Origin of the sequence: Psychrobacter sp. AntiMn-1 (assembly GCF_001854065.1) — a bacterium.
Taxonomy (GTDB): domain Bacteria; phylum Pseudomonadota; class Gammaproteobacteria; order Pseudomonadales; family Moraxellaceae; genus Psychrobacter; species Psychrobacter pacificensis.
The window spans coordinates 3,053,005-3,071,747 of record NZ_CP012969.1 but is presented as its reverse complement, the minus strand read 5'-3'; the positions used below and the strand labels follow the sequence as shown (position 1 = coordinate 3,071,747).

13 protein-coding genes and 1 pseudogene are annotated in these 18,743 nt (G+C 44.6%); 10 read left to right on the top strand and 4 right to left on the bottom strand.

Features of this window, described 5'->3' with window-relative positions:
- The first annotated feature begins 296 nt into the window (after positions 1 to 296).
- The 3 genes and pseudogenes from AOT82_RS13245 to AOT82_RS13235 all read left to right on the top strand — a co-directional run bounded on the left by AOT82_RS13245 (position 297) and on the right by AOT82_RS13235 (position 2,701).
- Positions 297 to 1,583: an aspartate kinase gene (locus AOT82_RS13245; protein ID WP_058024167.1), complete on the top strand. Its 1,287-nt coding sequence runs from the start codon at positions 297 to 299 to the stop codon at positions 1,581 to 1,583.
- A gap of 411 nt (positions 1,584 to 1,994) precedes the next feature.
- Positions 1,995 to 2,162: pseudogene (csrA, locus tag AOT82_RS13240) on the top strand (carbon storage regulator CsrA); the annotation flags it as partial.
- Positions 2,163 to 2,326: 164 nt separating this feature from the next.
- A complete protein-coding gene (locus AOT82_RS13235) occupies positions 2,327 to 2,701 on the top strand; it encodes a HopJ type III effector protein (protein WP_071003534.1) in 375 nt (124 codons plus the stop codon).
- An 81-nt stretch (positions 2,702 to 2,782) separates the two neighbouring features.
- Here AOT82_RS13235 and AOT82_RS13230 read toward each other — a convergent pair whose 3' ends face one another.
- Complete coding sequence (locus AOT82_RS13230) at positions 2,783 to 3,094, bottom strand: YeaC family protein (RefSeq protein WP_071003533.1); 312 nt, start codon at positions 3,092 to 3,094, stop codon at positions 2,783 to 2,785.
- 83 nt (positions 3,095 to 3,177) lie between these two features.
- Entirely contained in the window at positions 3,178 to 4,182 is a 1,005-nt protein-coding gene (locus AOT82_RS13225; protein WP_071003532.1) for an NAD(+) kinase, read from the bottom strand.
- A 272-nt stretch (positions 4,183 to 4,454) separates the two neighbouring features.
- Here AOT82_RS13225 and AOT82_RS13220 point away from each other — a divergent pair, with 272 nt between their 5' ends.
- On the top strand, positions 4,455 to 5,177 hold the full coding sequence (locus tag AOT82_RS13220) for a Bax inhibitor-1/YccA family protein (protein ID WP_071003531.1): 723 nt from the start codon (positions 4,455 to 4,457) through the stop codon (positions 5,175 to 5,177).
- A gap of 100 nt (positions 5,178 to 5,277) precedes the next feature.
- On the opposite strand, the gene AOT82_RS13215 is transcribed toward AOT82_RS13220, so the two are convergent.
- Entirely contained in the window at positions 5,278 to 8,076 is a 2,799-nt protein-coding gene (locus AOT82_RS13215; RefSeq protein ID WP_071003530.1) for a heavy metal translocating P-type ATPase, read from the bottom strand.
- A gap of 437 nt (positions 8,077 to 8,513) precedes the next feature.
- On the opposite strand from AOT82_RS13215, the gene mrcB reads away from it, so the two are divergent.
- The 6 genes from mrcB (at position 8,514) to purH (ending at position 16,529) form a co-directional block, all read left to right on the top strand.
- A complete protein-coding gene (gene mrcB, locus AOT82_RS13205) occupies positions 8,514 to 11,018 on the top strand; it encodes a penicillin-binding protein 1B (RefSeq protein WP_071003528.1) in 2,505 nt (834 codons plus the stop codon).
- 46 nt (positions 11,019 to 11,064) lie between these two features.
- On the top strand, positions 11,065 to 11,877 hold the full coding sequence (locus AOT82_RS13200) for a tetratricopeptide repeat protein (RefSeq protein ID WP_071003527.1): 813 nt from the start codon (positions 11,065 to 11,067) through the stop codon (positions 11,875 to 11,877).
- Between the two features lie 68 nt (positions 11,878 to 11,945).
- Positions 11,946 to 12,872, top strand: a complete 927-nt coding sequence (gene prmA, locus AOT82_RS13195; RefSeq protein WP_071003526.1) for a 50S ribosomal protein L11 methyltransferase — start codon at positions 11,946 to 11,948, stop codon at positions 12,870 to 12,872.
- A gap of 159 nt (positions 12,873 to 13,031) precedes the next feature.
- Positions 13,032 to 14,288: a DUF3426 domain-containing protein gene (locus AOT82_RS13190; RefSeq protein ID WP_071003525.1), complete on the top strand. Its 1,257-nt coding sequence runs from the start codon at positions 13,032 to 13,034 to the stop codon at positions 14,286 to 14,288.
- A 148-nt stretch (positions 14,289 to 14,436) separates the two neighbouring features.
- Positions 14,437 to 14,799, top strand: coding sequence for a DNA-binding transcriptional regulator Fis (fis, locus tag AOT82_RS14270; protein WP_083328962.1), 363 nt, complete (start codon positions 14,437 to 14,439; stop codon positions 14,797 to 14,799).
- 149 nt (positions 14,800 to 14,948) lie between these two features.
- On the top strand, positions 14,949 to 16,529 hold the full coding sequence (gene purH / locus AOT82_RS13180) for a bifunctional phosphoribosylaminoimidazolecarboxamide formyltransferase/IMP cyclohydrolase (RefSeq protein WP_071003524.1): 1,581 nt from the start codon (positions 14,949 to 14,951) through the stop codon (positions 16,527 to 16,529).
- 185 nt (positions 16,530 to 16,714) lie between these two features.
- Here the strand turns inward: purH and AOT82_RS13175 are convergent, their stop codons facing one another.
- A complete protein-coding gene (locus AOT82_RS13175) occupies positions 16,715 to 18,589 on the bottom strand; it encodes a SurA N-terminal domain-containing protein (protein ID WP_071003523.1) in 1,875 nt (624 codons plus the stop codon).
- Positions 18,590 to 18,743 lie beyond the last annotated feature (154 nt).

Sequence of the window (18,743 nt, the reverse complement as noted above, 5' to 3'; positions counted from 1 at the left end):
CAGCGCCTTACTCTGGTTTACTGGGTATAAGATACGTGATTGGTTATAGCAACTATAACCAATCGCCATACATCTAAGCGGTACTGATACTTAAAGTTATGCAGTAGATATGGTATAAAGGTCAACGTTTGACAATATTGCTCATTCATGACAGTTGATGCAGTACCAATAAACGAATGACACATATAGGGCATAACTCTTACAATCTGGCTTTATCTATACACGCATGGACACGTGTCGCATTGAGACTGATCCATGAGAATAAAAGGTCATTAATGAATAATAGGTAGATTTTTATGGCGTTAATAGTACAGAAATACGGCGGCACCTCGATGGGCAGTATCGACCGCATCAAAAACGTCGCCAAACGCGTCAAACGCTGGCATGACAATGGTCATCAAGTCGTGGTCGTGGTCTCAGCCATGAGCGGCGAAACCAACCGTTTGATTGATCTAGCACGCCAAATCAGTAACAACCCTGACCCACGTGAATACGACCAGATGGTCTCAACCGGTGAGCAGGTTTCTATCTCGCTACTCGCGATGGCGATAAAAGAGCTTGGTATTGGTGCGCGTTCAATGACTGGTCGTCAAGTCGCGATCAAAACCGATAACGCCCATAATAAAGCCCGTATCGAAAGCATCGATGATAAAAACATACGCGAGCAGCTAGATGCCGGCAATATCGTCATTGTGGCAGGCTTTCAAGGTATTGATGAAGAAGGCAATGCAACCACATTGGGTCGCGGCGGTTCTGATACGACAGGCGTTGCGATTGCAGCGGCTTTGGGTGCTGATGAATGTCAAATTTATACTGATGTCGATGGCGTTTATACCACTGACCCTCGCGTAACCTCAAAAGCCAAAAAGCTTGAAAAAATCACCTTTGAAGAAATGCTTGAGATGGCAAGTCTTGGCTCCAAAATCCTACAGATTCGCTCAGTAGAATTCGCTGGCAAATACGGCGTACCACTGCGCGTCCTATCTAGCTTTGATGAAAACACTGACGGTAGCTTTGACCAAGAGTTTCAAAACAACGTGGGCACCCTAATTACGATAGACGAAGGAGACAATATGGAACAGGCAATCATCTCAGGTATCGCATTCAACCGAGACGAAGCAAAAATCTTAGTACGCGGTGTACCCGATCATCCTGGTATCGCCTCTGCTATCTTAAGCCCAATTGGTCGTGCCAATATCGAAATCGATATGATTGTCCAAAACCTCTCGGATAATGGTACCACTGACTTTACATTCACGGTCAATCGTACTGACTTGGACAAGACGCTAAAAGTGCTTAATGAAGAAGTCAAAGACGAGATTGGTGCCAAAGAAATATCAGGCAACAGCGAAGTGGTCAAAGTCTCACTAGTTGGTGTTGGTATGCGCTCACACGCAGGAGTTGCCAGCCTCATGTTCCAAACATTGGCTGAGAACAATATCAATATCCAAATGATATCGACCAGCGAGATCAAAGTATCTGTTTTGATTCAAGACCAACACTTAGAAAAAGCGGTCAAATCACTGCACACTGCCTTTGGTCTTGACCGTGAAGACGGCGAGAGCAAAATCGCTGGGCTATAATGCCAAAAAACTGTTAAAATACAGCTTTAGCATTGATGGTTATCTATTAACCGCTATTGAAAACTTCGCATCGTATGTAAATAAATAGCGTTTCGTTTAAACAAATAGCCTCCAAATAAAAACAGTACTTAAATAAAATAGGATCTTTTTAGATCCTATTTTATTTTTTAGCATAGTTGAAATGAGCATTTACCTAATAGTTTTGTGAAAAACCGTGACAGTATCTGTTATGCCACCTATAATGGGCTTTCATTTGGGCTAAATGAATCTACCTATCATTGCCGTGGTTTGCACAATGTCGAGTATGGTAATTATTGATATATTACTTACTGAGTGCTGCGGTGATGTTCTGCAATTGAGAAGTAATCTGATGAGTAATAATCTGTTGATGCGACATAAGGAGTGTGACGCATGTTAATTTTGACACGCCGTGTGGGCGAAACGCTAATGATCGGCGATGAAGTCAGTGTGACGGTATTGGGCGTCAAGGGCAATCAAGTACGTATCGGTGTGAATGCACCTAAAGATATTGCCGTACATCGCGAAGAGATTTATCAACGTATCCAGCATGAGCGCTCTGTACAGTCGCACATGCAACATCTTGAGCAAGGCAATTTTTCGCCGTCGTTCGATGACGAAGACTACTTCAATCGCTAATTTATAATACTTAATGCTCAACGACTAATGAGCATACATAAGCATTATATTTTTTATTTTTTAAACTGCTCTGAGGTCATTTATTTATGAGTATCCGCCAATCAGATGTATCGGCTCTACTTAATGGTTTGAATAAAAAAGCCATTGGATTCAATGATGTTATCAGCTTTATCGATGATTTTTATCGCTATTCGCCTGCCCCGTTTGTCAACGGTATGGTCCATAATGCAGCGGGCGAAAACGAAGGCAGTGCAAAGATTTTTGGATTCGCTAAGCATCACGGTTTGAATCAACTGGACACGCTAAAACTATTCGGCGAACATTATGCCAAAGTGCAAGCAACGCCTAACGGTACTGACCATGCTAATATTCGCAACTTTTTGCATTGGGGCTGGCAAGGATTTTTAATGCAAAAAAATCCATTAACCATTCGTCCTAGTGTCGACACAACTGCAATTTAAATATGTGTCGTGATTGAATAATTAATAAAGTAAAAAAAGCCACGCTCATGAGCGTGGCTTTTTTATTGACTGTTTATAGTCCTATTTATTACGAAACTTCACAGGTTGTACCGCCCCTTTCGGGTTCGGCATATTAGGATAGTGATGCTCATGCTCGACATCACACTCAGCGCCCACGATAGAACCGTCCTCTTTTACTGGTTTGTGGATATAACCCGTACGCTCGGCAAGTGGTAGGTGCTCGTGCTCCCATATCATCACCGCTTGCATGCAAGTTTCTCGCTGCTCAGCGGTAATTTTACGACCATCAGGCCACTTACCTAACTCAATCGCCATGCGGAATTTATCAACCACTTCCGGTGTTAGACTGGCTAATATTGTTTGTTTATCCATCTTGCCTACTCTCCACTACTATTTTTTCATCATATTTTTTGATGGCTATTGGACGATTTGAAAACATGCTCTAATAGATACGCTCATTCATCATCTATAATATCATCATCGACATCCAGACTGAATTCTTCGGCATGTACGTTCCAGTGCAGCTTGGTACGACAGGCTTCATAAAAGTCAAATCCAGGCGGATGCAGTAAAGTGAGCTTATCAGGATGCTTACGAATATATAAGCGCTGTTCTTGCTCAAGCGGTACGCTTGGTTTGCCATCTGCGCTGACCATCGGCTGCGTACGATTGTCTTCATGAATACGAATACAGACCTCACTATTACCACTGACAACAATCGGGCGACTAGATAACGTATGCGGATGCATGGGCACCAGACAGATGGCATCCATACTTGGATGAATGATGGGGCCACCACCAGATAGAGCATAAGCGGTTGAACCAGTCGGTGTCGCTGCTATCAGGCCATCACTATGCTGCCTATAAACATCATGTCCATCAATCTTCATCTGAAAATCGATCATATGTACCGATTTACCAGCATGCAGTACGATGTCGTTCAGCGCCATGTCTTCATGAATGATTTTACGCCCTTCTCGTATCTCCATCGTCAATAAAAACCGATGATCCAGCTGATAATCGCCCATCAATACTTGGCGTAATTTAAAAGCCGCTTCGTTGGGCTTTACATCTGCCAAAAACCCCAAACGACCACGGTTAACCCCTAATACTGGGACACGGTAGCGTGCCAATGCTTCAGCAGCATGCAATATCGACCCATCACCACCAACAACGATGACCAAATCGCAAATCTCACCAATCAAGCCACGCTTAACGATTTTGACTCTTTCTACTTCTGTGAGGTTAAGCGTTGGTAAGTTGGCTGTTTGTACATCCATGATCAACGTCAAGTTCATCTCATTGATGGTTTGCGCAATCTGTACCAGACTTCGCGTGACGCTGCGTTTACCAGCACGGCCCATCAAGCCAATACGCCTAAAAGCAGGATTTTTGATAGCGTGGAACAGCTCTGACTCGTGTAAGTGTGGCAATCTTGCTGACTGCGCTGAGTTTTCCATAAAACGACTCGGTATAACGGTGAAGTACAGGGTAATAATAGCGATAAATGCGCGCTTAGACTAGCATGTTTATGAATTATCGTTGTTAACTGTCGTAACTGGCCCCATATAAAATATATCAGATGCCTTACTCATGCTTGCTTGTCTGCTTGGGTTTTGAGACTACTAGGTTGAGCTGTAACGGCTGTCACGCAAACACAGTTGACAATAACGGCGGTTTTGCTAAAGTAGCAGCATCTCTATTTTTATATTTTATTATTAAGGACTTATGTATGGCCAATCCTATTGTCAGTCGCGCAGAACTTGCGATCGGCGGTAATCCAATGACGGTCAAAGGCGTTATTCAAAAGACCAGCCTGTTACTTGGGTTATCAGCTATTACTGGTGTGGGCTTTTTCTTTTATGCGCTTATGGCAGGTTTATCGCAAGGTTTTATTACCATGGCAGCCTTTGGTAGCATGATTGCTGCGTTTGTTCTTGCTCTTTTTATTACCTTTAAACCACAAAAAGCAAAGACGTTGGCGGTGCCTTATGCCTTGCTAGAAGGTATCTTTTTGGGCGGTATCTCATTATTTTTCATGAGAATGTATCCAACCGTCCCAGTCACGGCAATGTGTGCGACCTTCGTCACAGCAGCAGTCATGCTAGGACTGTATCGCTCAGGTTTGGTAAAAGTTACTGAAAAGTTCCGTTCTATCGTGACCTCAGCCGTTATCGCTATCATGCTAGTTTATGTAGCACAGTGGGTACTGTCTCTAGTATTTGGCTCAACCTTGCCATTCTTGTTTGAAGGTGGTGCTATCGCTATCGGCTTTAGCTTGTTTGTGATTGTTATTGCCTCTTTTACGCTATTATTAGATTTTGACAATATCGATCGCGGTGTTGCTATGGGTATCTCAGAAGACTACGAATGGTTGTTCAGCATTGGTATTCTTGCCACGCTAGTTTGGATGTATATCGAATTTATGCGTCTGCTCAGCTATCTACAAGACTAATCAAATAATTCGATAGTAAATCTGTATAAAAAAAATCGCCTTAGCTATTGATAGTTGCAGGCGGTTTTTTTATGGGCAAACTTTGAGAGCTATAGTTCAACTAAGCCCGCTTTAGGCGTAGCGCGTTTAACACCACAAACAATGAGCTAAGTGACATGCCGATAGCAGCAAGCCATGGTGGTACATACCCTAAAGCCGCTGGTATCAGCACGATACTATTATAAGCCAAGGCCCAGCGGAAGTTTTGCTTAATAATACGTTCGGTTTTATCAGAGATACGTTTGGCCGCAGTGATGGCCTCAATTTTCCCATTTAAGATAATACTGTCGCTAGATACTTGTGCCAAATCTGCAGCACCGGCAATTGAGGTGGATACATCTGCCGCTGCCAATACTGGCGCATCATTGATGCCATCACCCACCATCAGTACGACAGCGCCTTTAGATTGCAACTGCTGGATATGGTTGACCTTGTCAGTCGGTGATAAGCCATTATAAGCGGTCTGCATGCCTAAACTCTCAGCCATCACGAGCGCTTGCGGGCTTGGATCACCCGTCAACATCACAGACTCAATCCCTAGACCTTTGAGCGTATCGAGCATCGATTGGGTACTATCACGTACCTTGTCATTAAAATAAAAGCACGCCAGCGCTTGCCATTCCTTTGTATCAGGTTTCTGGCTCGACAAGACAACGGCGGAGCTGGCACGCTGCGCCGCCAAGTCAATGTTCAAATCATTGTTCGTATTGACCTCATTGGCACTGCCACTGGTTTTATCTAACGCAAAACTCACATGACCAATGCGATATACCATGTCATCAATCATAGCTTCTACCCCGCCTGCGGGATAATGCTGCATGGCCCTCGTCGGTGGCAGATGTAACTGATAGGCAGCGGTAAGTAGCGCGTGTGCAATCGGATGACGACTCCCTACTTCTAGGGCAGCTGCGATTGCCAATAGTTTATCTTTTTGTGCTGTTGATGCTGTGTTATCAGAATCAGTCTGGTTTACTGGCTCGATTACCTCAATATTTAATAAATTTGGCTTCCCATAAGTAAGCGTACCTGTTTTATCAAAAGCAACATGTGTAATTTCAGCCAATGTTTGCAGCGTATGCCCGCGCGTCGTCAAAAAACCATAGCTGGCTAAACGATTGGTTGAAACAGTCAAGGCAATTGGCGTCGCCAATGACAAGGCGCAAGGACAAGTGGCAACCAATACTGCCACCGTTGCCCAAATAGCTTGGCTTGGATCGACAATGTACCAGCCAACAAACACTAAAACTGATAGCACTAAGATACGCGCCACAAACCAACGTGCCAGTTTATCTGCTTGCTGTGCAAGTTTAGGCTTTTCGCTCATGGCGCGGTTCATCAGTCTATCAATCAGCCCTATTTGACTGTCTTTTGGTAATGCCGTCACTAACATCTCAAACGGCTGGCTATCGTTTTGCGCACCGCCAACAATATAATCGCCTTGGGACTTAATGATTAAATCACCTTCGCCTGTCAGTAGGCTTTGCGAGACTGTTGCAGTAGGACTTAACAAAATACCGTCACTGATAATCTCAGAACCCGCTTCAACCAAAATAATGTCACCCACTTGCAAGCTATGAGCCGTCACCATCTGCTTTGATGCTATATTTTCCTCTACCTGTGATAACGCATTTTGTTGATTACGTGACTGCTGCCAATCTTGAGCAATACCCGATGTGAGCTGATGAACATTGGCATCAACACCCTTCATAAAGTTAGGCATCATTTCTGTCGTCGCATCTGATGCCTTTTTTGCCTCATTTTCGATGGCGTCACCTTGTTGAGAGTCACTTTCTTTCAGCAGTTGTAAAATACGCTCTGCTGCTGATTTGTCTTCAGCCACTTTTTGTACCAATACTGGCTCTACTACGACCAGATCATTGGCCATGGTCGCAGCTTTTAGACGGGCATTATGTTCGATATAGCGTCCTGCCAGCAAAAAGAAAATAAACATACTGACGGAGTCATAGTATGTCTCCCCTTGCCCAGTAATGGTGGCATATAAACTGGCAAAGAAGGTGATAATCAAAGCAAGGCTAACAGGCACATCCATATTGACCTGGCGCGCACGAATCGCTGACCATGCGGAGGTAAAGAAAGGAATACCGGCATAAAAGAAAACAGGCGTACTAACAAATAAAGACACCCAACGCAAAAAGTCACGCTGAAATATCAACATGTCGCTATATTCACCAAAATAAAGCGCAACGGCATACATCATTGCCTGCATTGAACCGAGTGCCGCGATACCAAGACGCAATAGCATTTGGTTGTTATGACGCGCCAGCATGGCTTCATGGGTATCTTGCCGATAAGGCTTGGCATCATAGCCAATCTCATTGATGACCGCTAAAATGCGGCTAATCGGTAACTTGTCTTCATTCCAAATGACCCGCATACGCTGGTTGGTCAAATTCACCTGACACTTACTAATGCCTTCTAGCTCATCGAGACGCGACTCAATCAACCATGTACAGGCCGCACAGCGCAAATTATTAACAGACAGCTCCGCCACCGACAGCCCATCTTGCGCATATACGAACTGCGACTTTATCTCGTCATGATCATATATCTCAAGACGCGTCAGCTGGGTCGGTAAGCTTGCTGTACGGTTAATCTCCGAACGGTCAAGATAATATTGCTCAAGACCAGCCTCTACGATGCTCTGAGCTGCTAACTGACAGCCCATACAACACATCTCACGCGACTTGCCTAGAATCTCAGTATGAAACGGCGGCTTGGGCACTGGATCACCGCAATGGAAGCAGTGATCAGCAAGGGGTAGCACCAAGCCATCAGTGATGGAGTTGTCTTTATAAGGATGATTGGTAGCAGATGATACTGATGATGGGATACTAGACATAGTCGCGCTTACTTCCTTTGACAGGCTTGCTCAAAATGCATTCATTTAAGGCAAACTTGCTCTGATTGACTGTACTGTACGTCGTGCAACAGAGCCACTTTTCATCACATGAATATCACTATTGTTAGTAGCACAATATTGATAACAAATGGCTAATAGCAAATAACTAGCAACGGCGGATTCATACAAAATACATCATGGTACTTATCATAGATTGTTATCTTACATGGCGTTTATTAGCCCAATTGAAAGATGCTGATACTTGATTACAAGTATCAGTATTTTAGTAGAGATTATACTACAAGCAATCACCCTAGGCAGTACCAATGCTTATGGTCTAATACCAATGAATGCCCTCGCTAACGATGATAGATTGAAAAATTTGTCAATTTGCGTCATTATGAGGCAGTTTTTTATCCAAAAATGGTGCGACATCCGTGCAAAAATCCAATTTTAAGTTACCAAATACCAAGCTATCACCATCATCTAAGCCTGCTATAAATGCCTTACCTTCACATCAGCGCGGCTTGGTATTTAGTAGTCTTCTCTTAATTACCATCATCGCTGGCATGGTGCTATTTGCACTGTATTTGGTCAAGCTTGATCGCACCATTACCCATAAGTTTGAAGGCAAGCGCTGGGACATTCCAGCTAAAGTGTACTCACAGCCACTTGAGCTATATCAGGGTGCCAATATCGATAGAGATACGATGAAAACGTGGCTAGAGTTGCTTAATTATCAAAGCAACAAGTCTTATGATCGTACTGGCACTTATCATAGATCGGGTAATACTTATTTTATCCATACGCGCGGCTTTACCTATAGCTCAAGCGATATAGATGCTGAGCAAGTCATCAAAATGACCCTTGCTGGCAATAAAGTTGACTCTATTCAAAGCACCTTACCTGCCAAAAGTGGCATCATTCGTCTAGAGCCAGTGAGTATCGGTGGTATCTATCCAGACAGTAACGAAGATCGAATGGTTGTCTCTTTAGATGACGTGCCTCAGCCACTGATTGATGCATTGATTGCCACCGAGGATCGCGCGTTTTATGAGCATAAAGGCGTCTCGATACGCGGTATCGCCCGTGCCGTAATCAATAACTTTACTGGTGGTGCTAGGCAAGGTGGCTCGACCATCACCCAGCAGCTGATCAAAAACTTTTACCTCAACTCTGATCGCACCCTCAAACGCAAAGCCAATGAGGCGTTGATGGCGATACTGCTTGAGCTGCATTATAGTAAAGATGAAATTTTACAGACTTATTTGAACGAAATTTATCTGGGTCAAAACGGCAATCGCTCTATCAATGGTTTTGGTTTGGCCTCACAGTTCTATTTTGATAAACCACTTAACGAGCTGCGTATAGATCAGCAAGCCATGCTAGTTGGTATGGCAAAAGGCCCAAGTATTTACAACCCACGTCGTAATCCAAATGATTCAAAAGCTCGTCGTGACGTGGTGCTTGGTAACATGCTCGCAATGGGCACGCTCAGTCAAGAGGACTATGACAAAGCCTTAAAACAGCCGCTCGGTATCGTGGACAAGCCTGCTGAGGGCAAGAGCCAGTTCCCTGACTTTTTGGACATCGTCAAACGTGAGCTCAATGATGTCTATTACTCTGATGATCTCAAAAATGAAGGTCTAATCATCATTAGTACCCTAGACCCCATTGCTCAGTTGGCAGCAGATAAGGCGGTTGATAGAAAACTGGGCGAGCTGCGCCGTAGCGGTAGCAAGACTAAAGACTTACAAGGCGCGCTCGTCAGTGCCAATCCTGAGACTGGCGAATTGGTCTCTGTCGTTGGTAGTGGCAGTGAGTTCACGGGCTTTAACCGCGCCGTCGATGCCAAGCGTCAAGTCGGCTCTTTATTGAAGCCAATCATTTATATGACCGCGCTTGAGAGTGGTCGTTATAACTTAGCAAGCTCGGTGGATGACTCACCTATCACAGTCAATCTGAATGATGGTACCGATTGGAGTCCTAAGAATTATGACAACCGTGATCATGGCTATGTACCACTGACCACAGGACTTTCGCAATCTTATAACCAAGCGGCGGTACGCTTAGGTATGGAATTTGGGGTTGATACTTTTGCCAAACAGCTAAAACGCATGGGGGTTAAAGAAGAAATACCAGCATACCCATCGGCGCTATTAGGGTCTGTCAATCTGAGCCCGATGGACATGTTAGGTATTTACCAAGTCTTTGCGACTGGCGGTTTCCGCACACCTATTCATAGTATTCGCACGGTTATTGATGATCGCGGTCGTATTTTGCAGCGTACCGGACTCAATACTCAGCGCAGTATTCCACCTGAGACCAACTTTTTGACCAACTATGCGCTACAACAAGTGGTGTCAAACGGTAGCGCCAGACGGGCTCAATCACTTGGCAGCAATCTGAATCTCGCCGGCAAAACGGGCACGACAAACGACTACCGTGATGCTTGGTTTGCAGGCTACAGTGGCAACTACGTCAGTGTTGTTTGGGTTGGTCGTGATGACAACAAGCCCATTGGCTTGAGCGGTGGTACTGGTGCTCTACCGGTTTGGGTCGATTATATGAAACGCCTCAAACTCACTCCAGTGGCGCTACCAGAGCCAGAAGGTATCGAATGGTTGTGGCTCGAGAACAACTCAGGCAAGCTGTCTAACGAACGTTGTGCCAATGCTCGCTACTTACCTGTCATGTCAGCACATTTACCAGAGGAAGCCAGTAGCTGCGCGCTTAGCTTGTATCAACAAGACCGTGCTCGCGAGCAATCTCAATTCCAAAATCAGCAGAGCGCGATCAATGAGCAACGTCGTCGCGAAGGTTTAGATATCCCAAACGGTGAAGCGGTTGATGCTGGTGATTCAGAGGACAGTAATGGACAAAATAATGAAGGTCAAGACCGCGCTGACACATGGTATGACCGTGCTATTGAATGGTTTTAACATTATTTTTAAAATGTAGCGTCTGATATTTAAAAAAGGTCTCAATATGGTCTCATTTCTACAGCAGTCTGCCTCTGTGACACAAACAATGTCTTGGTGGCAGAAAAAATTTGCGTCAGTGAATACTCTAGTTGTAGGTGGCATTGTTTGTAGCATGCTAAGCCTCAGCGCATGCCAGACTGCGCCAGATAGCTCAGCTGCGATGAAAACAACACCTATTCAAACAACCCCATCATCACAGCCGCCAGTGACATCGACCACCACTGTGACTCAGGCACCCATCGTTGAAGCAGATGATGAGAACGAATACCCTATTGAGCCTTATACTCCACCCGAAAAGCTCGAGTCGCCGAACCCATTGACCCAAGAAACGCCTGTATTTGAGCCGCCTACTCCAGTGGTGACAGAGCCTAATCTGGGTATTGCCATACCATCGCGCAATGACTATATCATCTCTGAGCCCTCAGCACCGTCACACAATGATCTACTAGAGCAGGCAAGAAAAAACTCACAGCAACGCTCTCAACAATCAGCAAGTAATAACAGTAACTTGCCTGCATTTCGTAACTTGATGCAGGTAGGCGTTAATCAACTGAAATCAGGACAATTAACGAATGCTGAAAACAGCTTTACCCGTGCACAGCGCTTGGCCCCCAAGTCGTCTGCCGTATATTTTTATCTGGCGCAAGTGGCATTGAAAAAGAACCAACCTCGTAAGGCAGAAGCGATGGCACGTCGTGGCCTTAGTGTTTCTAAAAATGCCAGTCGCAGACGAGCGCTGTGGCAAATCATTTTACAATCAGGGCAAGCTCAAGGTAACTCACGCGTCGTTAGTGAAGCAAGACGAGCTTTACGCTAATAACCGCTCACTACAGTTATCATTTATCCAAAACATACATTTATTTTTTTTAGCTTAGGGTTATCGTTATGGCATGGCAACAACTGCATTTACAATGTGAAAAATCAAACGTCGATTTGGCTGAAGCGCTTTTATTAGAAGCTGGCGCACTAGCTATTGCCTTAGATGATGCAGGTGATCAGCCTTTGTTTGAACCACTTCCCGGTGAGTCACCGCTATGGGATGAAGTCATACTGACAGGGCTATTTGATGCCACCACTGATGATGGTAGCCGTCAAGCAGTTGAGCAGCTGAGTCATGAAATTGCCGCACAAGTACAGGCTACTCGTATCTGGCTAACGGCTGTTGATGACAAGGATTGGGAGCGCGAATGGATGAGTAACTACCATCCTATCGAATGCGCTAATGACTTGTGGATTGTGCCAGACTGGCTCACACCGCCCAACCCAGAGGCGACCAATATCATTATGGATCCAGGCTTAGCTTTCGGTACTGGCTATCATGCCACGACTCGTCTTTGTCTTGACTGGTTAACAGAGCAAGACCTGACAGATAAAGTGGTCATCGACTATGGCTGCGGCTCAGGCATCTTGGGTATCGCCGCTCTATTATTAGGTGCACGCCAAGTGTATGCAGTCGATATCGATCCACAAGCTGTACTCGCAACCAATCAAAATGCAGTGCGTAATCATGTCGGTGACCGTCTGCAAGCGTTCTTGCCCGAAGAGTTCACAGATTACTGCTCACAACATGATGTTTTGCCTGTAGAAGTGATTGTCGCCAATATTTTGGCCAAACCCTTAATTGGCTTAGCACCTTACTTTTCGACATTGATTGCATCGAAAGGTCGCATCGTATTGGCAGGTTTAATCGAGTCACAGACTGAACAAGTCATGGAAGCTTATCAACCCTATTTTGCACTCGATCCAAAGCATGCCTTTACCGCGCAAGAGGACCAGCATTGGCAGCGTTTATCTGGTACATTTACTAGCTAGCAACATTTAATTACATCTGTTACGATAGAGGGCAGTCAAACGTCACAGGTTTGGCGCCACTCTGTCGTTGCTCATGATTTATAGAATTTCAAAAAGCATGGTAGCTGTTGGTGAGTGGCTAAGCGGTATAGATAACCATACTTTTTTGGATTCGACCCTATGACCACCCCAATGAAAACCCAGTGCCCTCATTGCCAAGCTTGCTTTAAAGTGCAACAGAATCAACTAAATAAAGCCAATGCTACTATTAACTGTACTCAGTGCCAAAAAAGTTTTTCGGTCAATCAACACCTTATTGTAACCCCTGATACCTCCAACAGCTCCTCCTCTCAACATACTGCTACAGCACATCACGAGACTCAATCCAAGCTGAGTAATCGACCTGAAAGCTCCACTAATAGTCGTAATCAAGCATCTAATATATCAAATACTGCAAAGTCCTCACTCCATAAAAAACGTTCGGCTGATATATTGATTCATGATGACTTAATCTATGATGATATGGATATCGACGAGCCAGAAGACAGCATTGTAGAATACGACTCACTAGACAGCATGGATGCTTGGTTGACGCAAGTGAGCGATACCAATGCTGCGACGGCGACTGACAACGCGACAAACACACTTTCTAAAACCAATAATAAAAGCCAAGAGCAATTTGTAGCATCCCCTACCGAGCATACTACAACAGAACATTCCTCAATGACTCAAGAAGTACTGAGCTCAACTGCTGCCAATGACATTCATGCGAGCATCAACGACACAGCTGATGACTCATGGCTAGAAGCACTTCTTGAGGAACAAAATAAACGCGAAGCCAAATCAGTAGATAGCACAGATTTATCACAACTACTGATAGATATGGGTGTGCCTCTTAGGGACGAAGAAAATTCTGTTACAGAACGTGCAAACAAGGCGCAAGCACAGTTTGCGCCAACAGCCACAACCCATTCAATTGCATCTATCCTCTGGATACTGGGATGCTTAGTATTAGCACTATTGCTTGCCGCGCAGTATGTTATGTTTAACCTAGAGACGTTAGTCAAAAACCCTGCCAATGCGCAGCGCCTCCAAACGGTATGCTCTATTGCGGCATGTAGCTTGCCAAGCGCTGATCTGACAGCTTTGACTATTACCAATCCAAGTCATCGATCAAGTCAAATTAAAACCACAGGTACATTTAGCGATATCAGCGCGATATTGAACAACCAAAGCACAAAAGCACAGCTCTATCCAAATATAAAAGTCAGCGTTTATGGGACAGACAACCTCATTGGAGAGTTTATAGCAGCGCCTAACGACTATTTATTGGGTAAGCCAAGTCAGCTAGCTGCTAGTAATAACAGACAACTACTATTTACCATACCCGTTGACAATGCACAAATTCGCGAAATTACGATGACACCACTTTATTGAATGCTATTTTTAGCAATAGAATGAGCCTGACATATCGCTGACTTTAAGATAGCCGTCAATCTGTCAGCGCTAGACGATATTAATTTGATATACTATTATTCTGACATCTTATGGTTTGACTCTTTTTTCATTTCAAGGATATTATCTTATGGCACCTCATGCACAGCATCATGCCCATCATTTTGCTAAGAGCTCTGAGCATCCTGCCGACTATAATAAAGAAGATCATCACCATGTCGCTCACGATGTTGAGTTCCCGTTAGAAAGTGCTGCGAGTAGCGCACAGCAGCCTTTGCGTGTACATGTTGAGCGCGTCGTTCGCCAGTATTTCGCTATGCTAGGTGATGAGATGCCTACCGACTTGTACGAGCTTATCTTAAAGCAAGTCGAAGAGCCTCTATTGTCAGTGGTTCTAGAAAAAACTCGCGGCAATCAAACCAAGTGTGCACAAATCTTAGGCCTCAATCGTGGCACTTTACGCAAAAAACTCAAAACTTACGACTTAATGTAGCACTGCTATATGTGCTCACCCATTATTACTAATCATCATGCATGGCAATTCAATGTGCATGGCTTTATCTATCGCGATATAGTCTACCGTTGTTGCCATCATCACCTTGCCAGACGTTTACGTCAGGCTTTTTTTATGGAAGATTTTTTATGAGTACAACCCCACTTGCCCTACTCTCGGTCTCTGATAAATCCAATATCGTTGAGTTTGCTCAAGGCCTTATTAAAGCAGGTTTTGGCTTACTCTCTACTGGCGGTACCTATCGATTACTTACAGAAAATAATGTCGCTGTGACGGAAGTGTCTGACTATACGGGCTTTCCTGAAATGATGGATGGCCGTGTTAAGACCCTGCATCCTAAAATTCATGGTGGTATCTTGGGACGTCGTGGTACAGACGATACTGTGATGAATGAGCACGCAATCGAGCGTATTGACTTGGTTGTTGTGAATTTATATCCATTTGCTGAAACGATCGCACGTGCTGACGTGACGATGAACGATGCTATCGAAAATATCGATATTGGTGGCCCTACCATGGTACGATCAGCAGCAAAAAATCATGCCCATGTAGGCATCGTGACCGATCCTGCTGATTATGATCGCGTACTGACTGCTTTAAATGGTGGCACTGAATTGACAACGGCTCTACGCTATGATTTAGCGGTTAAAGCCTTTGAGCATACTGCGCAGTACGATGGTATGATTGCCAACTTCTTAGGCAGCCGTGTCAATGAGACGCAGGAACCAGAAAACTTCCCACGCACATTTAATGTACAACTAGAAAAAGCGCAAGATCTGCGCTATGGCGAAAACCCACATCAAAACGCTGCTTTCTACACTGAAAATCATCCTTTAAAAAGCCAGCAAGCTTCTATTGCAACGGCTAAGCAACTGCAAGGTAAGGCGCTATCATACAATAATATTGCTGATACTGACGCAGCCCTTGAGTGTGTTAAAGCCTTTAGTGCACCAGCTTGCGTTATCGTTAAGCACGCCAATCCTTGCGGTGTCGCGGTAGATAATGATCAAGTAGCTGCTTATCGCACTGCTTTTAGCACCGATCCTGAGTCATCTTTTGGTGGCATTATCGCCTTCAACCGTCCACTGACGCTTGCTGCTGCAAAAGCCATTATCGATAATCAATTTGTAGAAGTCATCATTGCACCCAGCATTGAAGACGGTGTACTTGAAGCGACTGCTACTAAGAAAAACGTACGCGTATTAGTATGTGGTGAACTACCAGCACCAGATCAGCGTGATAGTCAGCTTGATTACAAACGCGTCAATGGCGGCCTACTCGTACAAGAGCAAGACCTTGGTTTGATTACGGCAAACGATCTAAAAATCGTGACGGACGTTCAACCAACTGAAGCGCAAGTGGCAGATCTGTTGTTCAGCTGGAACGTGGCAAAATACGTCAAATCGAATGCCATTGTTTATGCGAAAGGTCAACGTACTATCGGTGTTGGTGCAGGTCAAATGAGCCGCGTTAACTCAGCCCGTATCGCTGCTATCAAAGCAGAGCATGCTGGACTGGCCACTGAAGGTGCCGTTATGGCCTCAGATGCCTTCTTCCCATTCCGTGATGGCATCGATAATGCTGCTGAAGTAGGTATCTCAGCTATTATCCAGCCAGGTGGCTCTATGCGTGATGATGAGACCATTGCAGCCGCTAATGAGCACGGTATTGCGATGGTATTCACTGGCATGCGTCATTTCCGCCACTAAACAATCATCTATTAGTTTAAGACTGGAATTAGTCGCAGCAATTGTATTTATTACTGCAACTAATTTTCAGCTTCTATTGTATTCGTGGTCACTACAGTTAAAGTATTACCCAATAAAAAAAGCCACTGCATCGCTACAGTGGCTTTTTTGCGTTTAATAATTAAGAGTAACCATACAGCGAACGCTTAGCGCCCTTGCGCATTTGCCATGTTGGCTTCGTTAATCTCAACTTGATAGACCATGCGTAGATAATCTAAGTAGTCTTGCAGCTGATCTTGACCTAAATTGTCACGAATGATGCTGGCTGTTTGCGCTCTTTGCATATCAGATAGTGGTGACTGCTGCTCAGTCTTGATGCGATCACCAACCAATAGCGTTGCACCTGCTTCAGTCTCACTAGCGAGCGCGACTACGCCATCATTGGCAGCTTGCTTGCTAAAGGCCAATCCACGCTCTTTATCCGTGAGTAACGTTGTTTGACGATTAATCTCACCCAAAGATTGCAAACTTACTGACTGCTTAGCAATATCAGCTGGCGTTTTGATACCAGCAGCGACAGCTTTCGCTTCTTTTAGCGCCAAGGCTGTGGCTTTTTGCTGACGCAATATCTGAGTGATTCTTGGCGTTGCACTAGATAAGCTCAGTGTGGTCGTAGGACGATAGTTGCTTGGTTGTACCCATACCGTACCGTTACCAACTTCTATACCTGCCGTCACGGCCTGATCTTGAATCGTAAATTCGTCAAAGGCCTGTTTGATCACTGCTGGTTGCGATAATACTGATTTGTTATTTTCTTTACGATAATCTTTGATACGTTTTATTGTGACATTCTCTTGCTGCGCAATATCTTCGATACTAAAGCCATCTGCTGCCAAATCATTAATCGAGGTTACTTTATCCGCGTAGACTTCTTGACGCTTGTACTCTTTTGCCTTAGCCGTCAGCTCAGCACGCATACTCTCGAGACTTGGAATCTTTTTGCCATTATCTTCAGTGACTGTGAATATCTGATAGCCAAAGCTGGTCTTGATAGGGGCTGTCACATCTCCAACGCTCAAGCCTTCTAGTGCTTTTTCAACAGCATCGGCGTCACCACCAAATACTGACGGATTAAAGCGACCAATGTCACCGCCTGCTTCTCCTGAAGGATCATCCGATTCTGCTTTGGCCACAGCAGCAAAAGACTCGCCTTTAGCCAAGCGAGCTTTAACTTTATCTGCTCTTGCCTTAGCATCATCACCTGTTAACAGTATTTGACTCACTCTACGCTCATCATCAGCAGCCAGACTTTGCTTATATGCTTCGTACTGCTGCTGCAACTCTTCTGTTGTCACATCATCGACTTTGATGGTCTGCGGGCTAAGCTGAATATAAGCCAAGTTGACCATTGCCGCGCTTTTTAGCGTGTCTTTATTGGCATCATAATATGCTTGAATATCATTTTTGCTCAGTTTGACCTGATCAGCATAGTCCTGCCAATCAAAACGATGTACCCAGACGTTGCGTGATTCTAGTTGCAAGTCGATCAATTGGCTAACTGCCTGCATTGGATAGACGGCTGTACCAACGATGCTCGCATTCAACTGATCCAAGCTTAACTGATTGCGAAACTCTGCAAACAGCTGATTTTTGGTCATGCCACGCTGACGCAAAAAGTTTGCAAACTGATCGTTAGAAAAGTTTCCATCAGCATCTTTGAATATTTCTTCTTCACGCAGCAAACGATTGATCGTGTCATCAGAGACTGTCATACCAAGCTTACCTGCTTGCTGCTCTAGTAATGTACGATCAATCAGACCTTTTAGTACCTGCTCGTGCAGTACGTCTTCATTCAATAAACTGGCATCATCAACTTGCTCTAGTATTTCGCTACGACGGTTATTGACGGCAGTCTGATACTCGGACAACCCTACGCTTGCCTCACCCACCTGAGCGATTTGGTTGGGATCAACCCCGCCGCCAAAATAGCTTTCGACACCCAATAGAGCCAGTGGCGATAGGCATAAAATCAATAAAATGCGACCTGGCCAGCTTTTTAAGAAATCGCGCAATTTATCCATAGTTATCTCTGCTTTATTAACCTATATTGATGAAAAACCATTGTAATACTGTTAGGAGCTGTCGAGTGCGACCTGCTAACATCAATGCTATTTAAGCCGGCAATGGTAAGAGGAAGAACGTGTACATTTTATTAGGGAAAACAAGGTTCAGTGA